Below are 24,429 nucleotides of genomic sequence, written 5' to 3' on the forward strand. Positions count from 1 at the left end.
CGAAACAACATTCATAATACATACAACTATGGAACTGTAAAAGGAATACCAACAATAGTGAGGAAAACAGACGTGTACAGCAAAGAGAATATCATATGTAAAAAAGCAGAAAAACTGCGGGGAACCGTAACTGTCCCCGGTGACAAGTCCATCTCCCACCGGAGTGTGATGTTTGCCTCCCTGGCAGAGGGAACCTCAAAGATCAGCGGATTTCTGGAAGGCGCGGACTGTCTCTCCACGATCGCCTGTTTCCGGAAAATGGGGATTGAGATTGAGAAACAGAAGAACCCGGGCCATATCCTCGTCCGCGGGCGGGGCCTGCACGGGCTGTGCGCCCCCTCTTCCACATTAGATGCCGGCAACAGCGGCACGACGACCCGGCTGATCTCCGGCATTCTCGCCGCTCAGCCGTTTACATCAAGACTGACCGGTGACGCTTCCATCCAAAAACGTCCGATGAAACGTATTATCGAACCCCTCTCCCGGATGGGCGCCCAAATCAAAAGTGAACGTGGCAACGGCTGCACCCCCCTTCTCATCGAAGGGGCTCCGCTCCATGGTATCCACTATACGACAAACGTCGCTTCCGCGCAGGTGAAATCCGCCATCCTGCTCGCCGGTCTGTACGCGGACGGAGAAACCAGAGTCACAGAGCCTTATGTAAGCAGAAATCATTCCGAGATCATGCTGCGTCTGTTCGGGGCTGACATCTCCTCCGAAGGAACGACTGCGCTCCTCCGACCGGGCAATGCCCTGTACGCACACAATATTCAAGTGCCGGGAGATATTTCCTCCGCCGCTTATTTTATCGCCGCCGGGTCATTGGTTCCCGGTTCTGAGGTCCTGATCAAAAATGTGGGCATCAATCCGACGAGAGACGGCATCCTCAAAGCCGCCAGAATGATGGGCGCTCACCTGACACTTGAAAATATCCGTGACGACGGCGGGGAACCGTGCGCGGACATTCTCGTCCGCTCTGCTTCTCTGCACGGCTGCGAGATCGGCGGCAGCCTCATTCCAACATTGATCGATGAGCTTCCTGTCATCGCTGTCATGGCCGCCTGCGCCCAGGGTACGACCGTCATCCGGGACGCCGCCGAGCTGAAAGTCAAAGAGTCCGACCGCATCAGCGTGATGGTGGAAAATCTGCGCGCGATGGGCTGTGAGATTGAGGCCACCGACGACGGCATGATCATCCACGGTGGCAGACCACTCCACGGCGCAGTCATCGACTCTCACAACGATCACCGCATCGCCATGAGCTTCGCCGTGGCCGCCCTTATCTCCGACGGAGAGACACAGATCGCCGGCGGCGACTGCGTTGCCATCTCTTATCCGACATTTTATGAACATTTAAAGGCGTTATGCTGACAAACTCTATGCTTGCGCCAGCTCTGCCCGGCTTCCAGTCCGCGGGATATTCTCTGCTGATGACCGTCTTTGGCTGGACGCCGATCAATCTTTCCTATCTAATAAAAAAGCGTCTGTTTTCAGACGCTTTCCAGTGCTTCCCCTCTTATTCTCCCTGTCTGTTTCTCAGACATTTGTAAGCGGATTTTCTCATCAAATAATAATACATACCATGCCGCCATTAGAGTCGTTGACAATCTTCTGCATCGTTTCCTGCAATTTTACCTGACTTTCATCACCGATCATGGCGATTTTGCTCGAAATTCCGTCATTCACAAGCTGTTCCACCGTCTTACCAAATATATTTGTCTCCCAGATGCCATCTTCCGTATTCTCCGCCTCAGAGATATAGCGGATCAGGTCTTCCGCCTGCTGCTGGGTACCGACGATCGGCGCGATCTCTGTCTGGATATTGGCACGGATCATATGGATCGAAGGACTTTCCGCCTTGATCTTTACGCCGTATTTGTTGCCATGCCGGATCACCTCCGGTGTCGCAAGACTGATCTCCTCCCGCTCCGGCGTCACAACGCCGTACCCTTTGGCCCGCACGGACTCTATGGCATGGATCACTTTCACATACTCTTTTTTCATCTGCGCAAGTTCCTTCATCACAGAGATCAGATGATATTCCCCTGTGATCTCCTCGCCAATCAGATCACTGAGCATCTGATAATAGTAGGCGTCTTCCACCTCCAGCACGACCCGCACCGTGCCGTCCGACATACTGATACCGTCTGTCTTGCATCGTTTCACATATTCGCTGCTCACTGTGACCGGATGTTCCAGCACATCACGGATCGTATTCATATCCCTGACAAGGCTGCTCACCTGCTCGATGATGTCTGCCTTCAGCGGATGAGTAACCGGCAGCATCTCCACCCATTTCGGCACATAAAATTCTATCATCGAGAGCGGGAACTCATACAGCACATTTTCCAGAATATGATAAATGTCGCTTTCTTTCAACTGTTCACAGTTGACTGGCATCACAGTCAGGCCGTATTTCTCCGTCAGTTCTCCGGCCTGTCGTTTCACATCTTCCGAATATGGCTTTTCCGTATTCAGCAAAACGATAAACGGCTTCTTCAGACGTCTCAGCTCATGGATCGTCCGTTCCTCCGCCTCTATGTAATTTTCCCGCGGCAGTTCTCCGAAGCTGCCATCCGTCGTCACAACGATGCCGATCGTGGAATGGTCGCTGATGACTTTCTTTGTCCCGATCTCTGCCGCCTGTGTAAAGGGAATCTCCACGTCAGACCATGGCGTTTTCACCATCCGCTCCACGTCTTCTTCCATATGTCCGGCAGCGCCCTCTACCATATAGCCCACACAGTCGATCAGCCGTACTTTTACGTCCACACCGCCGCCGAGTGTGACGCCCGCCGCTTCTTTTGGTATGAATTTCGGTTCTGTCGTGGTGATCGTTTTACCGCCGGAGCTCTGGGGCAGTTCGTCCTGTGCCCGTGTCTTCGCGTGTTCATCATTCATATAGGGAAGTACCATCAGATCCATGAACCGCTTGATAAACGTAGATTTTCCGGTGCGTACCGGACCTACCACACCCAGATAGATCTCCCCTCCGCATCGATTTTTAATATCTTTGTATAAATCATATTGCTGCATTGTCGCTGTATCCATAAAACGACCCCTTCCATCCTTTACTGTAATCAGGTAATTGCGAAACTGATTTCTGTGATAACGAGTTCGGTCAAAACATACAAAACAGAGCTCAAATACGTTTTAAATTCGCTCTTTATTTCTATGTTTTGTCAAACTCTGCTTTAAAGGACTGCCGTTTCGCAATTTTTATTTTACTGTAATGTATGAAAGGGGTCGTTTATTTATGACAAAGGATTCCACCGTCACCGCTTCGCCTGCGTCATCAACACGGTCATCGCCCGGTTGAGACCGTCCACCGTCAGCTTATACATGGGAAATACTTCCTTCACGGCTGTCTCCGCTTCGCGCCACGGCGCTTTCCCCGGAGCCATCTTCGGATTCATCCAGACGATCTTTTTATAATGCTTTTTCAGGAGCAACAGCCAGTCCATGCCGGCAAGTCCGCCGTTTGGTCCCCTGTAATTGCCTGTCTCGGAATACAGCTCTTCCGGGGCCATGGCCGCGTCCCCGACAATGATCACTTTATAGTCGCTGTCCAGATTGCGGAACATCCACTCCGTCTCAATCCAGTCGCCGTTCTCGCATTCCGGCGTCTTATACAGATGGCTGTAGATGCAGTTATGAAAATAATAGACTTTTACGTCCTTATAGTGATTGGACTTATTTACGGACTGAAACAGATCGTTGAGCAGCCTTGTGTAAGGGATCATCGTCCCGCCGGAGTCCATCAGCAACAGCAGCTTAACCGCATTCTTCCTCGGTTTCTCCATCACGATCTGCAGGCAGCCGCCATTATTGCATGTCTTATCGATCGTTCCATTTATGTCCAGTTCCGTCTTGGGAATATCCAGTCTCGTGGAAAACTGACGCAGACGCCGCAGCGCCTGCTGGAACTGTCTGTTGTCAAGCACTCTGTCATCGCGGAAATCCCGGAACTTACGATCGCCGATGACCGCAAACGCCGACTGGTATCCGGTCTGTCCGCCGACCCGCACACCACCGATATTGCCGCCCGTATTGCCGAACGATGTTTTGCCCATCGTCCCGATCCAATAGCTGCCGCCGTTGTGTTCGCTGTCCTGATCTTTCAGCCGTTCTTTAAACTTCTGCTCCACATCTTCCTTATCGACTTTGATCTCCTCGAGCTGATTGAGCCACTGCTTTTCCTCGATCTGCAGCATTTCGTTCATCTCTTCCTTGTTAAGCCAGCGGAGCATCTGATTCGTCAGCGCATTCTCGGACTGTATGCCCTGAAAGCATTCCTCAAAGGCCATATCAAATTTATCAAATTCCACCTCGCTCTTAACGAGGATCATGCGGGAAAGATAATAAAATCCGGTCAGACTGCTCCCGGCCAGCCCCTTATCCAGCGCTTCCTGCAATGTCAGCCATTCGCTCAATGTGATCTTCAGGCCCTTGGCTTTGCATACTTCGAAAAATTTCTGAAACATAAACGCTCTCCATCCGCCTCATTCGGGCAGTCATCAATCCGTATTGTGCAGCACAGTCTGCAAATCTTCGTCTTTCTTTACGACAACGCCGATAAACGGCAGCGCCGTTTTGATCTGCTCCGCGCAGATCCCGCCGATCTGCAGTGCATTCACCCAGTCGATCAGCTCCGATGTACTCGGTTTCTTGCGGATGTCACGCATCGAACGAATATCATAAAAAGCCTCCATGGCATTTTTCAGAATATTATCTTCCACGTGCGGATAGTGTACTCTGACAATCTCTTCCATCAAAGCTGCATCCGGAAACGCAATGTAATGGAAGATGCACCTGCGCAGAAATGCATCCGGCAGTTCCTTCTCCGCATTGGAAGTAATGATCACGATCGGCCGCTGTTTCGCCTTAACGGTCCGTTTTGTCTCATGAATATAAAATTCCATCTGGTCAAGCTCCCACAACAGATCATTGGGAAATTCCAGATCGGCCTTGTCAATCTCATCGATCAGCAGTACGACCTGCTCCTCACTGTCAAAGGCTTCCCCGAGCTTACCCAGCTTGATATAGCGGGAGATGTCGTCCACGCCTTCTTCCCCGAACTGTCCGTCATACAGACGCTGGATGGTATCATACACATACAGGCCATCCTGTGCCTTCGTCGTAGACTTGATGTTCCAGACAATCAGCCGTTTGCCGAGAGATTTTGCCACTGCCTCCGCCAGCATCGTCTTGCCTGTTCCCGGCTCCCCCTTAATCAGCAGCGGCTTTTGCAGAGCGATCGCCACATTGACGCTCGCCATCAGCTCTTCCGAAGCTACATATTCCCTCGTACTTGTAAAATTGTTTTCCGCCATACTCTTCTCCTTTTTCATTCCCACGGCATATCTGTATTCTCTAATTTTTTATCCCGCAGCATCAGATCTCTTACCGCCTCGTCCGCCTTCTTTCCGTGGAACAGTACTTCATTGACCTGCTCGATGATCGGAATCTGCACATCATACTTCGCAGCCAGTCCCATGGCCGCCTTTGCGGAGTGCACGCCTTCCACTACCATCTTCACCTCTTTCATTGCTTCCTCACAGGTATACCCCTTCCCGATCAGAATACCCGCCCTTCTGTTTCTTGAGTGCATACTGGCGCAGGTGACAATCAGATCGCCGATGCCTGAGAGTCCGGCAAATGTCTTCGTCTTGCCTCCCATCGCCGTACCGAGCCTTGCGATCTCGGCAATGCCTCTCGTAATGAGCGCCGCCTTTGTATTGTCTCCATAACCGAGGCCATCGGCAATGCCCGCCGCCAACGCCACCACATTTTTCAGCGCCCCGCCAAGCTCGATACCGAGCACATCCGGGCTCGTATAAACGCGAAACACCTCGCTCATAAACACGCTCTGTACATATTCCGCCGTCTCTCTGCTCTCTGCGCCGACCACAATCGTCGTCGGTATCCCCCTGCCGACTTCCTCCGCGTGGGACGGACCGGACATGACCGCCACATCGGCCTGCGGAATCTCTTCTTTGATGATCTGCGACAGTGTCATCAGTGTTGCTTCCTCAACACCTTTGGCCACATTGACAATGATCTGTCCCTCCCGCACAAGCTCTCTCATATTGTGCGCCGTGCTGCGCACAAAAGGAGACGGTACAGCCAGAATCAGCATATCTTTCGCCACAGCCTGTGACAGATCCGAGGTTACGAGCAGGTCCTCCGGCAGTTTCACACCGGGGAGTTTATCCGGGTTTTCTCTCTTTGTCCGCAGCAGCTCCACTTCTTCCTCAATCACGGACCACAAAGCCACCTCATGTCCATTATTGTACAAAAGCAGTGCCAGAGCGGTGCCCCAGCTCCCTGCCCCGATTACACCAATCGATGCCATATTTCTGTCCTCCTGTATGATAATTTTCTGATTCTTCTTACACTCTGTCATGGATTCCGATGTCAAAAGGCATCGTTTTCCATATTCTGTCCGTTTTTATCTGTTTCTGTTCCTGCAACTTGACGGAGAAGAGCATAACGGAAACTGATGAAAACGGACAATGTAAAAACAAAACCTGCCTTTTGACACCGGAATCGTTTTCTCTTCCTACACTTTATTCTTTTTCGTCAGATATGTCTTTCTCTCCTCACCCTTACAGAGCCGCACGATATTGGCCCTGTGTTTCACATAGGCCATGACCGTCAGAAAAGCGCCGACGGCATACAGCTCACAGAGGGCCGTCTGGCTCATATGGAAAAATCCCATCTGCCCCATCACGATAAGCTGGATCAGAAAGCCCGCATAGAGCATGAGCGATCCGAGGGATACATAGTGTGTGACAAGAAAGACCGTAAAAAACACAATCACACCCATCGGCAGAAAAGCAGGATGAAACGCAATCAGTCCAGCCGTAGTTGCAATGCCTTTACCTCCCCGAAAGCCCATATAAAACGGGAAATTGTGTCCCAGTATCGCACCTGCTGCCGCATACAGCATCAGCAGATAGACAATATCCGGTCTGCTGCCGCTGAATAAGAACCTTGCCAGCAGAACCGCGATCACGCATTTCAGTACGTCTCCGACAAACACGATCAGACCGGCTTTTGCGCCAAACACACGCAATGTGTTAGTCGTACCCGCGTTGCCGCTCCCCATTTGTCTGATGTCCACGCCATGCATCTTCCCATAAATATAAGCCGTCTGAAAAAGTCCCAGCACGTATCCCATTCCAAGACAGATGATCCGTTCCATTATTTTTCTTTCCTTTCTCTTATGATAAACCGCAGAGGCGTCCCCCGGAACCCAAACGCTTCTCTGATCTTATTTTCAATGTATCTCGTATAGGAAAAGTGCATCAGCTCCCTGTCATTGACAAAGATAACAAAGGTAGGCGGCTTTACCGACACTTGTGTCATATAATAGAGTTTCAGTCGTTTGCCCTTGTCTGAGGGAGGCTGCTGCAATGCCACCGCTTCCGTCATAATCTCGTTCAGCACACCGGTCGCCACTCGCTGAGCGTGATTTTCGATGACTGCGTCGATCAGATCAAACAGTTTCGGCAGCCGCTGCCCTGTCCGTGCGGAGATAAAGATCAATTCCGCATAAGGCATGTATGACAGCACTTCCCGCACCTTGTTCGTATATTTATAGATCGTCTTGTCGTCCTTCTCCACTGCATCCCATTTGTTGACGGCGATGATTACGCCTTTGCCCCTCTCATGGGCAATTCCGGCGATCTTTGCATCCTGCTCCGTGACGCCGTCCTGAGCGTCGATGACGAGCACCGCCACATCCGCCCGCTCTACTGCGCCAACCGTGCGGATGATCATAAACCGCTCCAGCTCTTCCTTAATTTTATTTTTCCGCCGCAGTCCTGCCGTATCAATCAGCACATATTCCCGGCCGCCATGCACGACCTCCGTGTCAATAGCGTCTCTCGTCGTCCCGGCAATATCCGAGACGATGACCCGGTTTTCCCCGATCAGCTTATTGATGATCGACGACTTACCGACATTGGGCTTGCCGACAATGGCGATCTTCGGACGATCATCCTCTTCCTCATCCTCCGCAGTCTCCGGGAAATGACTGATTACCTGATCAAGCAGTTCACCGATTCCCAGACGGCTGGATGCCGAGATCGGAATCGGTTCACCGATCCCCAGATTATAAAATTCATAGACGTCCGGCATGTACTTGTCAAAACTGTCCACTTTATTGACAACGAGAACAACCGGTTTCTGAGAACGGCGCAGCAGATCAGCCACTTTCGCATCCGCATCGGTAACGCCCTGTCTGACGTCTGTCATAAACAGAATAACGTCCGCCGTATCGATGGCGATCTGTGCCTGTTCCCGCATCTGGGATAAGATCACATCTCTGCTGTCTGGCTCAATGCCTCCGGTATCAATCAGCGTAAAGGCTCTGTCAAGCCATGTGACGTCCGCATAGATTCTGTCTCTTGTAATTCCCGGCGTGTCTTTTACGATGGAGATCATTTCTCCCGCCAGTCCGTTGAACAAGGTGGATTTTCCTACATTCGGCCTGCCCACCACTGCCACAATCGGCTTTCCCTTTTTTCCGCTCATCTGGTTCTCCTGTTTTGGTCTGTCTGATTTCGGTTTCGATTCCTGTTCCCGATTCCCGTTCTAAGTTTTAATTTTCCGTATCCGATTCCCGATTCTGTCTTTTATTCAGGTCCTGCACTCCGACCAGCTGTTTCACAAAATCATATCCGCTTGATTTTACAATATTTATGTCTGCTTGTAAAGCACTTCCCAGTTCGGACAGGGTCATATCGTCCAGAAATACCTCTTCCCCGCTGCGCAGCACATTCTCCGGTAAAAACAGGGTCTCTCCCAGCTCTTTTCCTGCAAGCTGCGCCCTGATGTCACTGCCCGTCAGCAGACCCGAGACAGTGATCTGTTCCCCGAAGAACTGATTGCGGACCGGATAGACCCGTATCGTCAGCGCAGGCTGTATGTCCGTCAACCGCTCCGCCATCCTGCGAATATAAGAATACGCCAAAAGTCCCGTAGCCACAGACACTTCCCGCCGGCGTTCCAGGCGAAAACCACTCTCACAGAGGTCCTCCAACGCCTCCCGAAACTCCTCTTCCAGAAGCCGGAGCATCCCCACCCCGTTTTCAAGCTGCAGATAACCGTCATAACGCTCCTGTTCGGGCATCTCCTGCCCCGCCAGAATATACCACTCATCACTGGCATGGACAAAGTGCAGACCCGTCCGCGCATAGAGCTCTTTCTGCCAGCGGTGGATCACAGAGAGCACTAGGACCGCGTCCTCCTTCGAAAACGGTTCCAGCGGATACAGGCCTTCCCGGTACTTCGATAACCCGACCGGCACAACCGAGACACTCTCCAGAAGCGGCATATATCCGGTCAGATCACGGATGCTCCGCTCCAGCTCCGCGCCGTCGTTGATCCCCTTGCACAACACGATCTGTCCGTTCATCGCAATCCCGCCTTCATAAAGCCTGTCTACCTTTTTCAGCGCTTCCCCGGCGAAACGATTGTTCAGCATCCGGCAGCGCAGTTCCGGATTCGTCGTCTGAAAGGAAATGTTGATCGGCGAGAGACGATACCGGATGATCCGCTCTATATCATGCTCCGACAGATTGGTCAGCGTCACGTAATTCCCCTGCAAAAAAGAAAGTCTGGAATCATCGTCCTTAAAATAGAGCGTTTCCCTCATCCCCGGCGGCATCTGATCAATAAAACAGAAAATACATTTATTATGACAGGACCGGTAATCATCCATCAGTCCATTTTCAAACTCGACACCGAGATCCTCTTCGTATTCTTTGTCTATTTCCAGAAGCCATTCTTCTCCCGAAGGCTTTCTGACCAGCACTTCGACGGCTTCGTCCTGCATATAATACTGATAGTCGAAAATATCTGTGATCTCATTACCGTTAATGGAAAGCAGCAGGTCTCCCGGCTCAATTTCCATCTCCTGCGCAATGCTTTCCGGCAGCACGTTCCGGATCAGATGTCCTTTTTCCTTCATTTTCATGGCTCCTTTTCCCTTTCATTTTACTAGAATTTTCTTGACGTGTCACTAACATAATGTTATAAAAATTATGAGTGATCCTATCACAAATTATCATTTTTCCGGAGGTAATCATGCCAAATGTCGAAAAACTGGAGTCTGCCCTCCCGGTGGCTCCATTAAAACTGGTCGCTATGCACTCCGCGGAGAATCTTGGCCGCAAAATCAACGATCACCTTGTGGAGTTTCGCCGCAATATCCATCACTCTTTAAAAAGTGATCCCGCCTTCCATGGCTACACAGAGAGCAGCTATCTGTGCCATGCGGAATGCCCCCGCTTCGGTTCCGGGGAAGGTAAAGGCATTTTCTATGAAAGCGTCCGCGGAAAAGATCTCTATATTCTCGTAGATGTCTGTAACCACAGTCTCACCTATCAGGTGAACGGCTATACCAACCATATGTCACCCGATGATCATTATCAGGACTTAAAACGAGTCATCTCCGCCGCGGCCGGGAAAGCACACCGGATCAATGTTATCATGCCGTTTCTCTATGAGGGAAGGCAGCATAACCGCGCCAACCGGGAATCCCTGGACTGCGCTTATGCACTGGAAGAGCTGAGCAATATGGGCGTCTCCAATATCATCACTTTTGATGCCCATGATCCCCGTGTGCAGAACGCGATCCCGCTCTCCGGTTTTGATAACTTCACTGCGCATTATCAGTTTTTACAGACCCTTCTGAAAAACGAACCAGATCTGCTTATCGACAAAGAACATACCGTCGTCATCAGCCCCGACGAGGGCGCCCTGAGCCGCGCCGTCTATTTCGCGGGTGTACTCGGTGTGGACACCGGCATGTTCTACAAGCGCCGCGATTATTCCACGATCATAGATGGGAAAAATCCCATTGTGGCACATGAATTTCTCGGGGACAATATTGATGGAAAAGATGTGTTCGTCATCGACGATATGATCTCCTCCGGAGAAAGCATTCTCGATACGGCCAAGCAGCTCAAGGCCATGAATGCCAAGCGTGTCTTTCTGTGTACGACATTCGGTCTCTTTACGAATGGACTGAAGCAGTTTGACTATGCGTATGAGCACTGCTGTTTTGACCGTATTATTACGACGAACCTCTGCTATTTGCCGCCGGAAATCAAAAACAAGCCTTATTTCCTGGAGGCTGACATCAGCAAATTCCTTGCATCTATCATTGACTTCAGCAATCATGACAGCTCTCTCGGAAATGTACTGACGCCCACGGAGAAGATTCATGCTATCCTGAAAAAATACAATTCCAGGGAAGCTGTGAAATTGTAAAACAGCGACACCGGATAAAATTACATACAATAACTGAGGGGCGAATCACTTCGCCCCTTTTCGTATGCCATATCTTTTATAAAATGTTATCTGCTTCTCTCCCATCCGCTGTCAATCCGCTCCTGCAACTCCTGAAAACTTTTCAGACCGCTGAGCGTATCGTATGTTTCCACACAGGAAGCACCGGCAGCAGCGGCAAACTGCAGACATTTTTTCAGCGGACAGCCGTCGAGCATCGCCATCAGAAACGCACCGATCGCCGTATCGCCCGCTCCTGTGGCGGAACGCACCTTCTCCGGCACAAAACTCGGCATAAACCCTTCCGCATCCGTCCAGTCACCGCAGTCATGTCCCAGCTTTCCCGACAGCCTGTCGGCAAGCTCTTCTCCCGCCGTCCTGTAATACAGCCCCGGCGCGCCGCATTTGACGACGACACATTTCGCTCCCATGGCGATACAGCGTTTGGCGAGAGGCTTTACATCTTCCTCAATGGAAATAACTTCCGTCACATCCCCGCCGCCGCTTCTCTCCAGTACTTCGTAATATTTCTCTCTGTCCAGCAACTGCAGCAGCTCTTCCACGCTCGGAAGGAAGAAGTCAATATAAGGCAGCACCGCCGCCAGAATCCCCGGCCAGTCCGCCATTGCAGCCTGAGACTGTTCCTGCATTACGGACATGTCGAGCGATGTGAGCACGCCAAGTTCGGATACGGCCTGAAACATCCGGATCAGTTCCGCCCCATTGTTTTCATTCATGGACTTCATCACCGTCGGATAGCCGAAATGAAATAATTGTGCCTGTCTGATTTTCTCCAGATCGAGGTCTTCCAGATAAAACGTATCATTGGCACCTGCATTATGAATAAAAATACGGTCAATCCCCGGGATGGCCAAGATAATGGAATAAGCCGTACTCACCCCTTCCGAGACGATCAAGTCTTCCCCGCAGCCGTATTCCGCAAAGAGACGGCGCAGAAGCCCTCCGAAATCGTCTCTGCCCGTCTTACCCATCAAAGTCACGTCCCCGCCCAGTATCTTCATGGCCAGTCCGGTGTTCGACACCGAGCCGCCGGCGCTGACTGTTACATCGCCGGCAAGAAGCAGTTTCCCCGGCGCCATGACCTCGCTGAGATGGGATACTTTTCTCCCCGGAATCTCCGGTGTGATGTCAATACAGACATTCCCTGCCGCAACGATTTTCTTCCCCATATTTATGTACCTTCCTTTTTGTAATCAGACGAGAGAAAACACAGGATAACAGATCTGTCTGCAAGCAGCCAGTTTGCCATCCTGTATTTTCGCACTGTTCAATGTCTTCGTGTCTCCTTGTCCTCTGAGGGTATATTATCACTATACCACAAGGGAGAAGGTAATCACAACCTTAAACAGGTCGCCGTCAGAGAAGATTTCAAATTTTCCTTTCTGTAATTCGGTGAGGTTTTTGGCGATCGACAGTCCGAGACCGCTGCCCTCTGTCGTGCGGGCGGCATCTCCACGGATAAATCGTTCCGTCAGATCTTCCGCCTCCAGGTTCAGCGGCTGATCGGAAATATTTTTAATCGAAAGGCGCACCTTTCCGGGGCTGTCATCCTCCGGAATTTTCTTTACCTCCACATACACTCTCGTATTTTCCAGTGCATATTTATTCACATTGTGAAAGAGATTTTCCACCACGCGCCAGATCCGTCTCGAGTCGGCATAGATCAGCAGCGGCCGTTCCTCCATATTGACGATCAGACGCAGCCCTTTTTCTTCGAACCGTTCCACAAATTCCCCTACCGTCTGGTTCATCAATTCCACCAGATCAAGTTTATCACATTGCAGTTCAATATTACCGGAAGAGATCTTGGATGCTTCCACCAGGTCTTCGGTCAGCTGTTTCAGGCGCTGTGACTTGTTCTCCAGTATTTTCAGATAATCTCTGACCTTCTCATTTTCCGTCTCCTCCCGTTTGATCAGATCAACGTAATTGATGATCGAAGTGAGCGGCGTCTTAATATCATGAGATACATTCGTGATCAGGTCGGCCTTCATCCGCTCGTCCTTCATACTTGTCTCCACCGCATGCCGGATTCCGTTGCCGATACTGTTTACCGCTTCGGCCAGTATGCGGTTGTCGCCGTGCATTTTCGCCACGTCAATCTGATAGTCCAGATCACCGCCGCGGATCTTCTCAATCCCTTTTAAGATCTTCTGTCTGATCCTGTTATTGTAATATAGAAAAATTCCCACAAACAGATCGAGCACAATCGCGATAAACGTACCGCCCCGCTCAAACGGATTATCCAGGCTGATCAAAAACAGATTGACGCTCACAAAGAGCAGATAAGGCACCCATATTCTGACCACATTTCTGCTGTCGTCATAAATTCTCATGAGAATTCTCTTTATAGCCAGAAAAATCCGATAGATCAGAAAATTCTTCCAGAAAATTCCTGCCTTGATCCTGCGGATCAGACTTAAATAGAAAAACAGGAATGCACTTCCGGTGATTGCCGAGCCCACTGCCAGCGCTGTCAGCATCTGCATACGGTCCGCCATCTCATCATAGTAAAGTTCACTGACTCCGATTCCGGTCATCACAAACAAGGAAAGCACTACACCTGCTGCCAATGAGGCGGCAACCTCCGTATACCACCTGTCAAACCACAGCAGGGAGATCGTCTCTGATTCTGTCTTTCTGCCCGCCATATAAGTCATCACGCCCAGCAATACAAGCGCCAGAATGCCACAGATCACACTGCATAAAATATACAGGTACCCCGGCGCTGCCATCTGATAGCTTTCCTGTGCGCTTTGAAACAGATCCGCATATTGGAAAGAAGTATCGATCCCCACCCAGATCAGCGTATCGTCCGGATAAGCGTAACGGTATTTGTTCCACACACCGCGCACGGATTCTTCCCGGATGGACATATTGCTCTCATAGGTAAAATCCGCCGGCGAAAAATAAAGGCTTCTCCCCAGGCCGGAAAAGTATTCGTATACTTCCTGCATCTCTTTCCCAGCAATCGCCGTATTGGTATAAACCTGGGTTTTTCCGTCTCTCTCCTGAACTATATAGTACTTAAAATTCATTTCTTCATTATCATATCGCTGCTGATATTCTTTATAGGAAATATAATTATCTCCGAGCATGTGGAGCGACTCACGCAGATAAAAGGTCATATTCTCCAGCTCCTCCACGCTGTCTACATGGGCCAGCATGGATCTGCCATCTGCCGGAAGATAACGTTCCACCGGCACAAGCGCATATTGATCTTCCTCCTCGTACGCCGCGTTTTCTTCCTCCCAATCCGTCCCGTCCGGCTCCCAGTCAATAGATTCCTCAATCACTGTCAGATCATTTTCCTCAACCGTCTCCCCGGTCAGAATTGTCTCCTCCACCCCCTCTGCGACATAGACATGCTCTGTCACTTCCACCAACGCTTCTTCCTCATCGGCGCTCTTTGCCTTTTCAAAATTCCCGGTTTCCCATTCCTCAGTCTTCTCCTGCTTCGTTCCTGCCGTTTCCGCGCCGGTCTGCGACGAAGACTGCTGCGCGCTCCTTTCCTTTTCCTCCCGTATCATCTGTTCCACCTGTTCACAGGTATATTCATTGACGGAAATTCCTTCCCCGTACTGTCCCCATTGAAGCAGATCGCCCAGCCGATAAGAGATACTGGTAGCTGTCACCGGAACTTCTTCCAGATGTCTGGCATACTGTTCAATATCTATCTCCTTCTCTTCATCAAATATGCCGTCTGTCTCCATCTGATTGCGGATCACACCGTAACGGACGACGTCGCACATGCTGTCATAGACCACATCATAAAAGACATCGGAATCCTCAAAATCTTCTGTCTTGGAAAAAGGACTGATATAATACGGCCGCCCGGAGATTCTGATCACTGCGTTGCACGATACGATACCAATACATACGACACACAGGGTCATGAAAGCAACCTCCAGAACTGTCACCGCTGCTTTCACGCCTCTCCCATATTTCCTCGTTTTCATCATTGTTCCTCCCTTTTCCTGTGCACCACCCCGCAGCCAGTGGCCGGACGGTCATCTTTCATTGTTTATCCACTTTGTACCCGACGCCCCATACGACTTTCAGATAGCGCGGCTCTTTTGGATTGATCTCAATCTTTTCCCTGATATGTCTGATATGCACAGCCACCGTATTGTCAGCGCCAATGGCCTCTTCGTTCCAGATACTCTCATAAATCTGACTGATGGAAAACACCTTTCCCTGATTTTTCACAAGCAGCAGCAAAATATTGTATTCGATCGGTGTCAGCTTTACCGGCTCATCATCCACTGTCACCTCCTTCGTCATGTCATTCATGACAAGACCGCCCGTCCGGTAGATCTGCTCCATGTCTTCCGCATTGCCGATACTGCCGAGCTTCGTATATCTGCGCATATGCGACTTTACACGGGCTGTCAGCTCCAGCGGATTAAAAGGCTTTGTCACATAGTCATCGGCACCGATATTCAAACCGAGTATTTTATCTGCGTCTTCGGACTTCGCAGAAAGTATAATGATCGGAATGCTATATTTCTCCCTGATTTTCAACGTAGCGTGAATACCGTCCAGTTTTGGCATCATCACATCCATGATAAGCAGGTGGATCTCCTCCGACTCCAGAATTTGGAGCGCCTCTTTTCCATCGTAGGCTTTGAAGACCTGATACCCTTCCTGCACCAGATAAATCTCTATTGCCTCCACAATCGCCCTGTCATCATCACACACTAATATATTAGACATTTTTAATCCCTCTCATATTGCGCTTTCTCTCTCGTATCTTCCTGTCATATCCTATTGTAACAGACACTCATTAAGACATAGCGCATGTTTTGATTAAGCTTTTCTTAAATTATTATAACGCATTTACATAAATAGCGGCTATTTTCATAAAAAAGAATCCTGCAAGGCAGGATTCTCCGCCTGCGGCGGGTCGCGACAGCGACATATTCCCCCTCCGCCGCAGTGCGATAATCATTTTTTTACCATATGGGAAATTCGGAGAACTTTCCTATATGGTAAAAAAAGAGCGGTGACATGCGCCGCTCTCTCATACTTTTATTCATAAGGCTGTTTTTTGCAGGCTTTCACTAACAACATCATCGGCCGACGCAGTTCATCTTTCATTCCAGGTAAGCCCATCATTTCCACGGGTGGCTGCGCCTCCTCCACAGCCTCTAGCACAAAGCCGCTGTTCAATAATCCCATCAATATCTGTGTGAGTGTATGATGCTGTTTCACTACGTCACACCCTAAAAACTTTGTGCTCCGCGCTCCCGGCAGAAAATAGTTATCAACCGGCCAGTACTCAGGATCTCCGTTTTCCGTATGTTTCCCGTTTGTACCGGCTGCCATTCCCATATCCCCAGTCACCGCAGCACAAGAAACACGCCCAGATTACCTCTCATCCCCTGCGATGCCCTGTGGGAGAATAAAAACTGCGGATTGCAGCAGGTACAAATGTCGGTGACACTGATATGTTCTTCCAAAATGCCTGCCTCGCGCATCACTCTCCGGTTGGCTTCCCAGAGATCAAGCAGATATTTGCCGCCGCCCTTTTCCTGTAATACACTCTTTACCGCCCCGTTCGTTTCGCGCTCCTGCCCGGTATTCGCGGGAAATGCCTGCCGGAATTGCCCGGCCACGTCCTCTCCAACCTCATAACAGGAACCACAGATCGACGGCCCGATCGCCGCCACAATATCACCCGGCTGACTGCCGAACGCCCGCTGCATCGCCTCCACTGTCACCCGGCCGATCTTTTGCACTGTCCCTTTCCAGCCGGAATGAGAAAGGCCGACTGCCCGTCTTACCGGGTCCACGAAGAGCAGCGGCACACAGTCCGCAAAGAATGCGGACAGCACAATCCCCGGCACATCGGTAATCAGTCCATCCACATCGGTATAATCCCGCTCTCTCACAAGCCCCTTTCCCCGGTCGTCCTCCGTCACTCTTCTCACATTGGGCGTATGTGTCTGATCGGTAAAGACAAAGTCGGTACAATCTCTGCCAAGCGCTGCCGCGATCCTGCGAAAGTTTTCATCGACGTTTTCCTTTCGGTCCCCTCTCGTATAACTGAGGTTCATACTCCCCAGATGTCCTTCGCTGACACCGCCAAGCCGGGTACTGCACAGATGATCTGCCACACCCGCAGCCTCCAGCGCCGGGAACGTCAGATACACAAGCCCGCCTTCCCGGTGAACCCGCAGATTCTTATGATCTGCATTCGCTCTGTCAGTCTCTTCCTTTTTTGTCTTTCCTTTTCTTATGATCTCCATAATTTCTCCTTCTGTCAGTGTTCGCTTCTGTTGGCCGCTGCCCGCTCACAGGCAGATATGCTCAAACGCATTCCGGTGCCATCTGATCTCCCGTCCGGTAATAGCCACCACATCATAGCGGAATGGATGGTAATCCCCATAATGATGAAGATACCGGTAGTAATCCGCTGCTCTGCAAATCTTTTTCTGCTTCTGCATCGTAACGGCACTTTCCGGTGTCCCAGTTCTTTCGTCTCTTCTGTATTTTACTTCCACAAAGACAAGACAGCCTTCGTGGTATCCGATAATGTCGATCTCTCCCTGTCTGCCGGAAAAGTTTTTCTCGCAGACTCTCATGCCCTGTGTCTCCAGATAACGGACTGCTGCCGCCTCCCCTTCTCTGCCAAGCATGTACTTTGACTTTTCTCCCCGCATATCCCTCCTGTTTTCTCCTGACTTTCCCGCTCTGTTTCCCTAACGTTTTCTATTTTTTCATCTTCGCCTTGATCTTATCCATGGCGTCCACGAACACAAGAATCTCTGCCACCGCCTCATACAATTCCGGCGGAATGGCATCTCCGATCTCCAGACGTGACAGGGTATCCGCCAGCTTCGTGTCTGCATGGACCGGTACCTCGGCCTCCTTTGCCTTCTCGATGATCCGCTCTGCCAGTGCACCCCGGCCACTGGCCACGACTCTCGGCGCATTGTCCGATGGATCATAAGAAAGTGCAATCGCCTGTTTTGGTTTCTCGTCTCTGCCACTGCCCATATCCGGTCTCCTTATGCTCTCACATCAAACGACAGATCACTGACGACACTGATATTTCTGTCTGTCTTTATGATCTCTTCCATCACATTATCCTGATCCTCTTTCAGCATCAGCTTTGTCTCCGCATGATACCCTTTCTCTGTAAGCCTTTGGGTAAGCCGGTCAATGTTTTTCTCCAGAAGATCCAGACTTGCCTCGTCTGCCAGATAAAAATTGGTATTGATCCTGCCCCGCTCCATCGCCACATACACATCGACCCGGCCCAGATGTGACATATCCAGATGCAGAAAGGCACTTACATTGCCATCCTTCCTGGCCAGATTCTTCTTATTTGTATATACATAGAGATCGCCATGGGCATTTTGTCCTTTGAATTTCAGCGGAAGCTGCACATAGGCGTACATCTGATTGAGCTGATTCATAAAATCGACGTTTTCTCTGATATTCTGTACACTTCTAAAGAGCGGTGAATCCGTTCTCGCCGTCTCCGACAGGGCGCGCGTCAATGCCCGTGTCTGTTCATTCAGACGATCGTACAGCTTCGCCACCTCTTTCTTCTCCACCTCTTCCGGCGAAGTAAGGGTCCACTGATTCGATATTTTATCCTGAAGCACCTTTTGAAACGGTTTTGATAAAAACAGATCTTTCACCGCTGCCTGTTGCTCGGGGCTCTGTGCCTGCCTGCTCAGCTCCCTGACTGCCCGGTAAAGCTCATCTTCTCCGAGTTCTCCCTGCTGGAGCTGACGGATCAGTTCCTCGCTGCCACCCGCCCCTTTCACAAGGGCTGCCAGCTTCGCCTGTTCCTCTTTCAGCACGGCATTTTCCACTGCCGATGCCTGTTCCGTTCCGGCTTTCCCGGTCTGCGCGGTTTCCTGCGGCTTCTGTCCGTCCAGGGTCTCCCCGATCTCCTCCTCCACAAAAACCGCTGCTTTCTGTCCCTCGGACGCCGCTTTCTGCGCCGTCTCCTGCGACTCTGCCTTTCCAGCCGCCTCTCCTTCCGGGCGCACGGCTGTTTCCTGCTCCGTCTCCTGCCCTTCTCCCTCTTCCAGTATCGAGACATCTTCCAGCACCTGTTGTCCTGACACAGATGTCATATCCCCGGCGGCGGCTTCCTGCCCTTCCTTTCCGGCAAAAATCGTCAGCAGCTGATCGATAAACGCCGCCGTCTCCCCGGGGCCTCCCGTGGCAAACAGGTCCATCACAGCCTGCGGAATCTCCTCCGCCACCTGCGAGAACGCAGAGAGAAGCTGATGTTCATAATTTTTATAAGCCGTGAACTGCTGCAGATTTTCCGGCGTCACCGGAATGCCCAGCCGATTCATCTGAACAATGGCAGTCACATCCGCCTCCGGCATTTCCGCTACCTGCTGGTACATATCCTGCACCGCTTCCTTCCCGATCGACATCCCTTCGGACATCATGGAAAAGATCATCTGCATACTTCTCCCGTTTGCCTCAATGCCAGCCTGTGAAAGCGCTTTCAGCGCTGTGCTTTCCTGCGACATATTCCAGAACAGCGGACGCAGGTTAATCACACCGGAAGACTGGGAACGGACTTCGAACGTCACGTTCTGTCCTGTGGAAGCTGCGATCTCCTGATCCATCCTGGCGTTGACGACAACGTCTCTGGCGATCCGTATCTGTATTTCATTGCCGCTTTTGCCGACAATCTCACCACTGATCGTCTGTCCCGGTTCCAGGCTGCCCGTCTGAACAGGCGTCTGCGGCCTTCCCCCATCGTTCGTCGTCGTATCTGTACGGGAAGGGACAGTATCTGTCCTCATATCCGATCCGTTCGTATAAAAAAGTCCCGATAAATTCAGCGCCATGATCTCTCCTGTCTTTACCTGCCCTGATCTCTGTCCTGTCCGCTCTGTTCGCCACCCGGCTGATCCACTCCGGAGCCTGATATATTTTTAATAAAAGTCTTTCTGTGAATCGGGCTGGGCCCGAGTTTTCTCAGCGCGGCAATATGTTCCTGTGAGCCATAACCTTTGTTGGCAGCAAATCCATAGCCCGGCAGTACGGTGTCATAATCTGTCATCATCCGGTCTCTCGTTACCTTCGCTACAATACTCGCCGCTGCAATCGATATGCTTTTGGCATCTCCTTTGATGATCGGTATCTGCCTGATCTCCACCTGCGGTATCGTCACCGCATCGTTGAGTAAAAGATCCGGCTTTACCGTAAGCGCGCTGATCGCCTGCCGCATCGCCTCATAGGTAGCCTGCAGAATATTGATTTCATCGATCCGCTCCGGAGATACAAAGCCAAGCCCCACACTCACAGCCTTTTCTATAATTATATCGTACAATTCTTCTCTTTTTTTAGCGCTGAGCTGTTTGGAATCGTTAAGATACAAAATATCACAATTCTTTGGCAAAATAACAGCCCCCGCCACGACCGGCCCTGCCAGCGGCCCTCTGCCAACCTCATCGATACCACAGATATAGGTGTACTGCCCATACTTTTTCTCGTAAGCCTGCATCGCCTCCGTGCGCTTTTTCTCTTTTTCCAGAGCCATGACCTGCCTGCGCGCCCGCTTCACAAGCGCCTGCACGCCCGCGCGCGCATCATTTTCATATTGTTTGACAAATGCAGGCAGCTTTTCCGTATCCGCTGCCTGCATTTCTTCTCTGATCACACTGACCGTAACCGCACTTATCTTCCGTTCCATGGATCTCCTTTTACCGATGATCATTTGTAACCGCCATCTACTGATGCTTCAATATCCCAAATTTACTGAACGGCCAGATCCGTATCCAGGCCCGGCCGATAATGTCCTGACGCCGGATATTCCCTACGCTTGGGTCCCGGCTGTCCGAACTGTTGTTTCGATTGTCACCGAGCACAAAATATTCATCTTCACCGAGTGCAATCTCTTCGTAAGCACGTCCCGGCGATTCCATGATCTCCCGGCCGTAAGACTCTTCCAGTACTTCGCCGTCGATATAAATCGTTCCTTCTTCATCGATCTGCACGGTTTCTCCCGGCATACCGATGATCCGCTTAATATAATAGGTATCCTCATCATACCGGAACGGAAACACGATGATGTCAAACCGCCTGGGGTCACTGAACCGATATGTGATCTTATCTACGATCAGGTTATCGCTGTCGCTGAGCGTAGACTCCATGGAACTGCCGCTCACCTCTGTCCTCTGCCCCACAAAGGTAATAACCAGATAAGTGAGTGCCAGTACGACTAACAGATAAATACTTGTATCCAATAGTTCTTTCACTGCTTTTTTCATTTTATCTTACCTGCTCCGGTCTTTCCAGAGTAATCCTTCCCAGCTTTCCGCTTCTGAATTCTTCCATAAGTATGGAAGAGGCTTTTCGTATATCAGGTTGTTCTCCCTTTAAAAAGCATCTGCGTTTCACACAGATTTCCGTCAATATAGAATAATCGTCCCCCGTCTCCTCCACCGAGAAGCGGTCATATAAAATTCCCGGATACTGCTCCCGCAAAAAGGAGATCAGCTCGACCGCCAGTTCATCCATATGCAGAATTTCATCGTTCATGGAGCCAATCAATGCCAGCCGCAGTCCTGCCCGCTGATCCTCGAATTTCGGCCAGAGGATTCCGGGAGTATCCAGCAGCTCCACGCCCCTGCCAAGCCGAATCCACTGTTTTCCCTTCGTCACCCCCGGCTTATTTCCGGTTTTGGTGCAGGCTCTGCCCGCAAATGCGTTGATAAAAGTCGACTTTCCGACATTGGGAATGCCCGCCACCATCGCACGCACCGGACGATTCAAAATCCCTCTTTTCCTGTCCCGTTCGATCTTTTCCCTGCACGCTTCCTGCACGGCTCCCTGAATCGACTTGACTCCGGCGCCGGTCTTGGCGTTCACTTCCACCGCCAGGATGCCTTGGCTCTTAAAATATTCCATCCACAACTGATTGACTGCCGCATCTGCCAAATCAGACTTATTCAGAAGGATCAGCCGATATTTATTTTTTCCAAGCGCATCGATGTCCGGATTTCGGCTGCTCTGCGGGATTCTCGCATCGACCAGCTCTATGATCAGATCGATCAGTTTGCTATTCTCCTGCATCATACGCTTTGCTTTCGTCATATGACCTGGATACCATTGATAATTCATTGTCTCACACCTATTTGATAAATCCCATACCGCTCTCCGCAGAGGCCATATGGAACCATGCTTTTCCTGTAATATTGTCGCGTTTTACCGGCCCGATGTTGCCGGAACGGCTGTCTTCACTGTTATTGCGGTTATCACCGAGCACAAAATATTCGTCGTTTGCCAGCGTAATCTCATTTTCCGCAATGCCCGCATCGGCCATCTTATCGTAGATCTCGTCTTCTTCCACCATCACGCCGTTGATATACAATTTTTCATCCTGTATCTGTACCGTCTCACCTGGAAGCCCCACTACACGCTTGACGTAATAGTGAGTATTGGGATTGCCATTTGGCAGAAATACGATCACATCTCCCCGCTTGGGGCTGACAATTCCATAGATAAAATGATTGATCAGTATCTCCTGACCATTATACAGTCCCGGCTCCATCGACACACCGATCACACTCGTGCGCATTCCTACGGAAAGCACGAGCACTCCTGCAATCAAAACGGCAGTAAACAACAGGAAAAACCACTGCGCAATTTCGCGGATCGCCGTGCTGCTGATTTTCTTTTTCTTCCGGTAAAAACTCAATCCCTTTTTTCTGCCCATCCGGCTCCACCACCATTTACCATTTTACACAGATCATTGTAAGAGAACGGAAAATAAATTGTCATTTCCACAACAATGCCACGATTTCTCAATGATCTGATAAACGATATTATTTTACCACAAAACAAAAACAGGGGCAACTGCCGCCAGCTGCCCCTTTTCTCTCTTTTCTTATCTTACAAGTTCCTTTACTTTGGACTTCTTACCAACGCGGTCTCTCAGATAGTACAGTTTCGCACGTCTTACCTTACCCCTTCTCACGACTTCAATCTTCTCCACGTTAGGGGAATGCAACGGCCATGTCTTCTCAACGCCCACGCCATTGGATGTTTTTCTGACCGTAAATGTCTCACGGCTGCTTCCTCCCTGTCTCTTCAGTACCGTTCCCTCGAAGATCTGAATTCTCTCCCGGTTTCCCTCTTTGATCTTACCATACACTTTTATGGTGTCACCTACGTGAAACTCCTGAACTTCTGCTTTTAACTGTTCCGCTTCAATACTTCTGATAATATCGTTCATGTTGTGCCTCCTTGTATCTTCGGACGTTCTTAATGCACTTCGCAACAGAGGACCATCTCATCTTCGCAACATTAATAATTTACCATACCTGGCCCGGAAATGCAAGCTATTTTTCCGGAATCAGCCGGACGGAAACAGCCCGGCAGACAGATAAACAAACGGCATGTAAAAACACAAATATCAAATCAATACTTCCTGTGGTTTTCCCTGTATTTCTCATACAGATCGGGCCTGCGCTGTCTGGTACGATTGACAGCCTGCTCCATTCTCCACTCCTCAATCTTTTTATGATTGCCGGACAAAAGCACTTCCGGTACCTGTCGGCCATGCCAGACCGGTGGCCGGGAATACTGCGGATATTCCAAAAGTCCGTCCTGAAAGCTCTCCGTCTGCGCCGATTCCTCATTGTGAAGTACGCCCGGTACGAGTCTGGCGATGGCATCAATCATGACCAGAGCCGGGAGTTCACCGCCAGTCAGCACATAATCACCGACGGAAATGTAGTCCGTCACTGTCTCCTCCAGCACTCGTTCGTCGATTCCCTCATAGTGTCCACACAAAAATATCAGTTCTCTCTCCCCGGCAAGTTCGCGGGCAAGCTCCTGCGTAAAAGTACTGCCCTGCGGCGTCACGTATATCGTGCGCACAGCTTTTTCTCCCTGAACCGCTTTCCAGGCATCATACACGGGCTGGGCCTGCATCAGCATACCGGCGCCGCCGCCATAAGTGTAATCGTCTACCTTTTTATGCTTATTCAGCGTATAATCTCTGATATTGACCGTATGAAAAGACAGACAGCCTTTCTCTGCCGCCCGCCCAAGAACGCTTGTTCTTAAACACGACTCCACCATGTCCGGAAACAACGTCAAAATATGGAATTCCAT

At 50.5% G+C, this 24,429-nt stretch carries 23 protein-coding genes and 1 pseudogene; 3 read left to right on the forward strand and 21 right to left on the reverse strand.

Features of this window, described 5'->3' with window-relative positions; all coding sequences use genetic code 11:
• Window positions 1–90: 90 nt before the first annotated feature.
• Entirely contained in the window at window positions 91–1,371 is a 1,281-nt protein-coding gene (aroA, locus tag V1224_09585; GenBank protein WWR17451.1) for a 3-phosphoshikimate 1-carboxyvinyltransferase, read from the forward strand.
• The gene (locus tag V1224_09590; protein WWR14756.1) at window positions 1,365–1,550 is read left to right on the forward strand and encodes a hypothetical protein; all 186 of its coding nucleotides are present in this window, start codon (window positions 1,365–1,367) and stop codon (window positions 1,548–1,550) included. The genes aroA and V1224_09590 overlap by 7 nt, the downstream gene beginning before the upstream one ends.
• Window positions 1,551–1,563: 13 nt before the next feature.
• Here the strand turns inward: V1224_09590 and spoIVA are convergent, their stop codons facing one another.
• The 7 genes from spoIVA to V1224_09625 form a co-directional block, all read right to left on the reverse strand.
• On the reverse strand, window positions 1,564–3,036 hold the full coding sequence (spoIVA, locus tag V1224_09595; protein ID WWR17452.1) for a stage IV sporulation protein A: 1,473 nt from the start codon (window positions 3,034–3,036) through the stop codon (window positions 1,564–1,566).
• 239 nt (window positions 3,037–3,275) lie between these two features.
• Window positions 3,276–4,484: a VWA containing CoxE family protein gene (locus V1224_09600; protein WWR14757.1), complete on the reverse strand. Its 1,209-nt coding sequence runs from the start codon at window positions 4,482–4,484 to the stop codon at window positions 3,276–3,278.
• 33 nt (window positions 4,485–4,517) lie between these two features.
• Entirely contained in the window at window positions 4,518–5,333 is an 816-nt protein-coding gene (locus tag V1224_09605) for a MoxR family ATPase (GenBank protein ID WWR14758.1), read from the reverse strand.
• Between the two features lie 14 nt (window positions 5,334–5,347).
• Window positions 5,348–6,355: an NAD(P)H-dependent glycerol-3-phosphate dehydrogenase gene (locus tag V1224_09610; GenBank protein WWR14759.1), complete on the reverse strand. Its 1,008-nt coding sequence runs from the start codon at window positions 6,353–6,355 to the stop codon at window positions 5,348–5,350.
• 207 nt (window positions 6,356–6,562) lie between these two features.
• On the reverse strand, window positions 6,563–7,207 hold the full coding sequence (gene plsY / locus V1224_09615; protein ID WWR14760.1) for a glycerol-3-phosphate 1-O-acyltransferase PlsY: 645 nt from the start codon (window positions 7,205–7,207) through the stop codon (window positions 6,563–6,565).
• Window positions 7,207–8,541 (reverse strand): ribosome biogenesis GTPase Der, encoded by a 1,335-nt coding sequence (gene der / locus V1224_09620; protein WWR14761.1) that lies wholly within the window; start codon window positions 8,539–8,541, stop codon window positions 7,207–7,209. The genes plsY and der overlap by 1 nt, the downstream gene beginning before the upstream one ends.
• Window positions 8,542–8,608: 67 nt before the next feature.
• A complete protein-coding gene (locus tag V1224_09625) occupies window positions 8,609–9,979 on the reverse strand; it encodes a DUF512 domain-containing protein (GenBank protein ID WWR14762.1) in 1,371 nt (456 codons plus the stop codon).
• Between the two features lie 116 nt (window positions 9,980–10,095).
• On the opposite strand from V1224_09625, the gene V1224_09630 reads away from it, so the two are divergent.
• The gene (locus V1224_09630) at window positions 10,096–11,283 is read left to right on the forward strand and encodes a ribose-phosphate pyrophosphokinase (GenBank protein ID WWR14763.1); all 1,188 of its coding nucleotides are present in this window, start codon (window positions 10,096–10,098) and stop codon (window positions 11,281–11,283) included.
• An 86-nt stretch (window positions 11,284–11,369) separates the two neighbouring features.
• Here the strand turns inward: V1224_09630 and V1224_09635 are convergent, their stop codons facing one another.
• The 14 genes and pseudogenes from V1224_09635 to trmD all read right to left on the reverse strand — a co-directional run bounded on the left by V1224_09635 (window position 11,370) and on the right by trmD (window position 24,429).
• Complete coding sequence (locus V1224_09635) at window positions 11,370–12,491, reverse strand: carbohydrate kinase family protein (GenBank protein ID WWR14764.1); 1,122 nt, start codon at window positions 12,489–12,491, stop codon at window positions 11,370–11,372.
• A 141-nt stretch (window positions 12,492–12,632) separates the two neighbouring features.
• A complete protein-coding gene (locus V1224_09640) occupies window positions 12,633–15,284 on the reverse strand; it encodes a HAMP domain-containing sensor histidine kinase (protein WWR14765.1) in 2,652 nt (883 codons plus the stop codon).
• A 55-nt stretch (window positions 15,285–15,339) separates the two neighbouring features.
• Window positions 15,340–16,038, reverse strand: coding sequence for a response regulator transcription factor (locus tag V1224_09645; GenBank protein WWR14766.1), 699 nt, complete (start codon window positions 16,036–16,038; stop codon window positions 15,340–15,342).
• A 315-nt stretch (window positions 16,039–16,353) separates the two neighbouring features.
• Window positions 16,354–16,626: pseudogene (locus tag V1224_09650) on the reverse strand (SAM-dependent methyltransferase).
• A gap of 38 nt (window positions 16,627–16,664) precedes the next feature.
• Entirely contained in the window at window positions 16,665–17,573 is a 909-nt protein-coding gene (gene pgeF, locus V1224_09655) for a peptidoglycan editing factor PgeF (protein ID WWR14767.1), read from the reverse strand.
• Between the two features lie 45 nt (window positions 17,574–17,618).
• Window positions 17,619–17,987: a YraN family protein gene (locus tag V1224_09660; GenBank protein ID WWR14768.1), complete on the reverse strand. Its 369-nt coding sequence runs from the start codon at window positions 17,985–17,987 to the stop codon at window positions 17,619–17,621.
• 49 nt (window positions 17,988–18,036) lie between these two features.
• A complete protein-coding gene (locus tag V1224_09665) occupies window positions 18,037–18,324 on the reverse strand; it encodes an EscU/YscU/HrcU family type III secretion system export apparatus switch protein (protein WWR14769.1) in 288 nt (95 codons plus the stop codon).
• An 11-nt stretch (window positions 18,325–18,335) separates the two neighbouring features.
• The gene (locus V1224_09670) at window positions 18,336–20,153 is read right to left on the reverse strand and encodes a flagellar hook-length control protein FliK (GenBank protein ID WWR14770.1); all 1,818 of its coding nucleotides are present in this window, start codon (window positions 20,151–20,153) and stop codon (window positions 18,336–18,338) included.
• Between the two features lie 14 nt (window positions 20,154–20,167).
• Window positions 20,168–21,001, reverse strand: a complete 834-nt coding sequence (locus tag V1224_09675) for a ribonuclease HII (GenBank protein WWR14771.1) — start codon at window positions 20,999–21,001, stop codon at window positions 20,168–20,170.
• Between the two features lie 37 nt (window positions 21,002–21,038).
• Entirely contained in the window at window positions 21,039–21,578 is a 540-nt protein-coding gene (gene lepB, locus V1224_09680; GenBank protein ID WWR14772.1) for a signal peptidase I, read from the reverse strand.
• Window position 21,579: 1 nt separating this feature from the next.
• Window positions 21,580–22,431 carry a ribosome biogenesis GTPase YlqF gene (gene ylqF, locus V1224_09685; protein ID WWR14773.1) on the reverse strand — a complete coding sequence of 284 codons (852 nt, stop codon included), beginning with the start codon at window positions 22,429–22,431 and terminating at the stop codon, window positions 21,580–21,582.
• A gap of 10 nt (window positions 22,432–22,441) precedes the next feature.
• Window positions 22,442–23,026 (reverse strand): signal peptidase I, encoded by a 585-nt coding sequence (gene lepB, locus V1224_09690; GenBank protein ID WWR14774.1) that lies wholly within the window; start codon window positions 23,024–23,026, stop codon window positions 22,442–22,444.
• A 171-nt stretch (window positions 23,027–23,197) separates the two neighbouring features.
• The gene (gene rplS, locus V1224_09695) at window positions 23,198–23,545 is read right to left on the reverse strand and encodes a 50S ribosomal protein L19 (protein WWR14775.1); all 348 of its coding nucleotides are present in this window, start codon (window positions 23,543–23,545) and stop codon (window positions 23,198–23,200) included.
• 185 nt (window positions 23,546–23,730) lie between these two features.
• Window positions 23,731–24,429 (reverse strand): tRNA (guanosine(37)-N1)-methyltransferase TrmD, encoded by a 699-nt coding sequence (trmD, locus tag V1224_09700; protein WWR17453.1) that lies wholly within the window; start codon window positions 24,427–24,429, stop codon window positions 23,731–23,733.

The sequence above is a fragment of the Lachnospiraceae bacterium JLR.KK008 genome, assembly GCA_037015955.1.
GTDB lineage: Bacteria > Bacillota > Clostridia > Lachnospirales > Lachnospiraceae > VSOB01.

What these genes read in the sequence shown, in the direction of transcription:
- V1224_09640 (WWR14765.1), bottom strand. Translation starts at nt 15,284, where the DNA reads ATGATGAAAACGAGGAAATATGGGAGAGGCGTGAAAGCAGCGGTGACA.
- V1224_09630 (WWR14763.1), top strand. Translation starts at nt 10,096, where the DNA reads ATGCCAAATGTCGAAAAACTGGAGTCTGCCCTCCCGGTGGCTCCATTA.
- trmD (WWR17453.1), bottom strand. Translation starts at nt 24,429, where the DNA reads ATGGAATTCCATATTTTGACGTTGTTTCCGGACATGGTGGAGTCGTGT.
- V1224_09635 (WWR14764.1), bottom strand. Translation starts at nt 12,491, where the DNA reads ATGGGGAAGAAAATCGTTGCGGCAGGGAATGTCTGTATTGACATCACA.
- V1224_09610 (WWR14759.1), bottom strand. Translation starts at nt 6,355, where the DNA reads ATGGCATCGATTGGTGTAATCGGGGCAGGGAGCTGGGGCACCGCTCTG.
- lepB (WWR14772.1), bottom strand. Translation starts at nt 21,578, where the DNA reads ATGAAAAAAGCAGTGAAAGAACTATTGGATACAAGTATTTATCTGTTA.
- V1224_09665 (WWR14769.1), bottom strand. Translation starts at nt 18,324, where the DNA reads ATGGGCAGTGGCAGAGACGAGAAACCAAAACAGGCGATTGCACTTTCT.
- lepB (WWR14774.1), bottom strand. Translation starts at nt 23,026, where the DNA reads ATGGGCAGAAAAAAGGGATTGAGTTTTTACCGGAAGAAAAAGAAAATC.
- pgeF (WWR14767.1), bottom strand. Translation starts at nt 17,573, where the DNA reads ATGGAGATCATAAGAAAAGGAAAGACAAAAAAGGAAGAGACTGACAGA.
- V1224_09590 (WWR14756.1), top strand. Translation starts at nt 1,365, where the DNA reads ATGCTGACAAACTCTATGCTTGCGCCAGCTCTGCCCGGCTTCCAGTCC.
- rplS (WWR14775.1), bottom strand. Translation starts at nt 23,545, where the DNA reads ATGAACGATATTATCAGAAGTATTGAAGCGGAACAGTTAAAAGCAGAA.
- V1224_09600 (WWR14757.1), bottom strand. Translation starts at nt 4,484, where the DNA reads ATGTTTCAGAAATTTTTCGAAGTATGCAAAGCCAAGGGCCTGAAGATC.
- plsY (WWR14760.1), bottom strand. Translation starts at nt 7,207, where the DNA reads ATGGAACGGATCATCTGTCTTGGAATGGGATACGTGCTGGGACTTTTT.
- der (WWR14761.1), bottom strand. Translation starts at nt 8,541, where the DNA reads ATGAGCGGAAAAAAGGGAAAGCCGATTGTGGCAGTGGTGGGCAGGCCG.
- V1224_09645 (WWR14766.1), bottom strand. Translation starts at nt 16,038, where the DNA reads ATGTCTAATATATTAGTGTGTGATGATGACAGGGCGATTGTGGAGGCA.
- V1224_09660 (WWR14768.1), bottom strand. Translation starts at nt 17,987, where the DNA reads ATGCGGGGAGAAAAGTCAAAGTACATGCTTGGCAGAGAAGGGGAGGCG.
- V1224_09675 (WWR14771.1), bottom strand. Translation starts at nt 21,001, where the DNA reads ATGGAACGGAAGATAAGTGCGGTTACGGTCAGTGTGATCAGAGAAGAA.
- V1224_09605 (WWR14758.1), bottom strand. Translation starts at nt 5,333, where the DNA reads ATGGCGGAAAACAATTTTACAAGTACGAGGGAATATGTAGCTTCGGAA.
- ylqF (WWR14773.1), bottom strand. Translation starts at nt 22,431, where the DNA reads ATGAATTATCAATGGTATCCAGGTCATATGACGAAAGCAAAGCGTATG.
- V1224_09670 (WWR14770.1), bottom strand. Translation starts at nt 20,153, where the DNA reads ATGGCGCTGAATTTATCGGGACTTTTTTATACGAACGGATCGGATATG.
- spoIVA (WWR17452.1), bottom strand. Translation starts at nt 3,036, where the DNA reads ATGCAGCAATATGATTTATACAAAGATATTAAAAATCGATGCGGAGGG.
- V1224_09625 (WWR14762.1), bottom strand. Translation starts at nt 9,979, where the DNA reads ATGAAGGAAAAAGGACATCTGATCCGGAACGTGCTGCCGGAAAGCATT.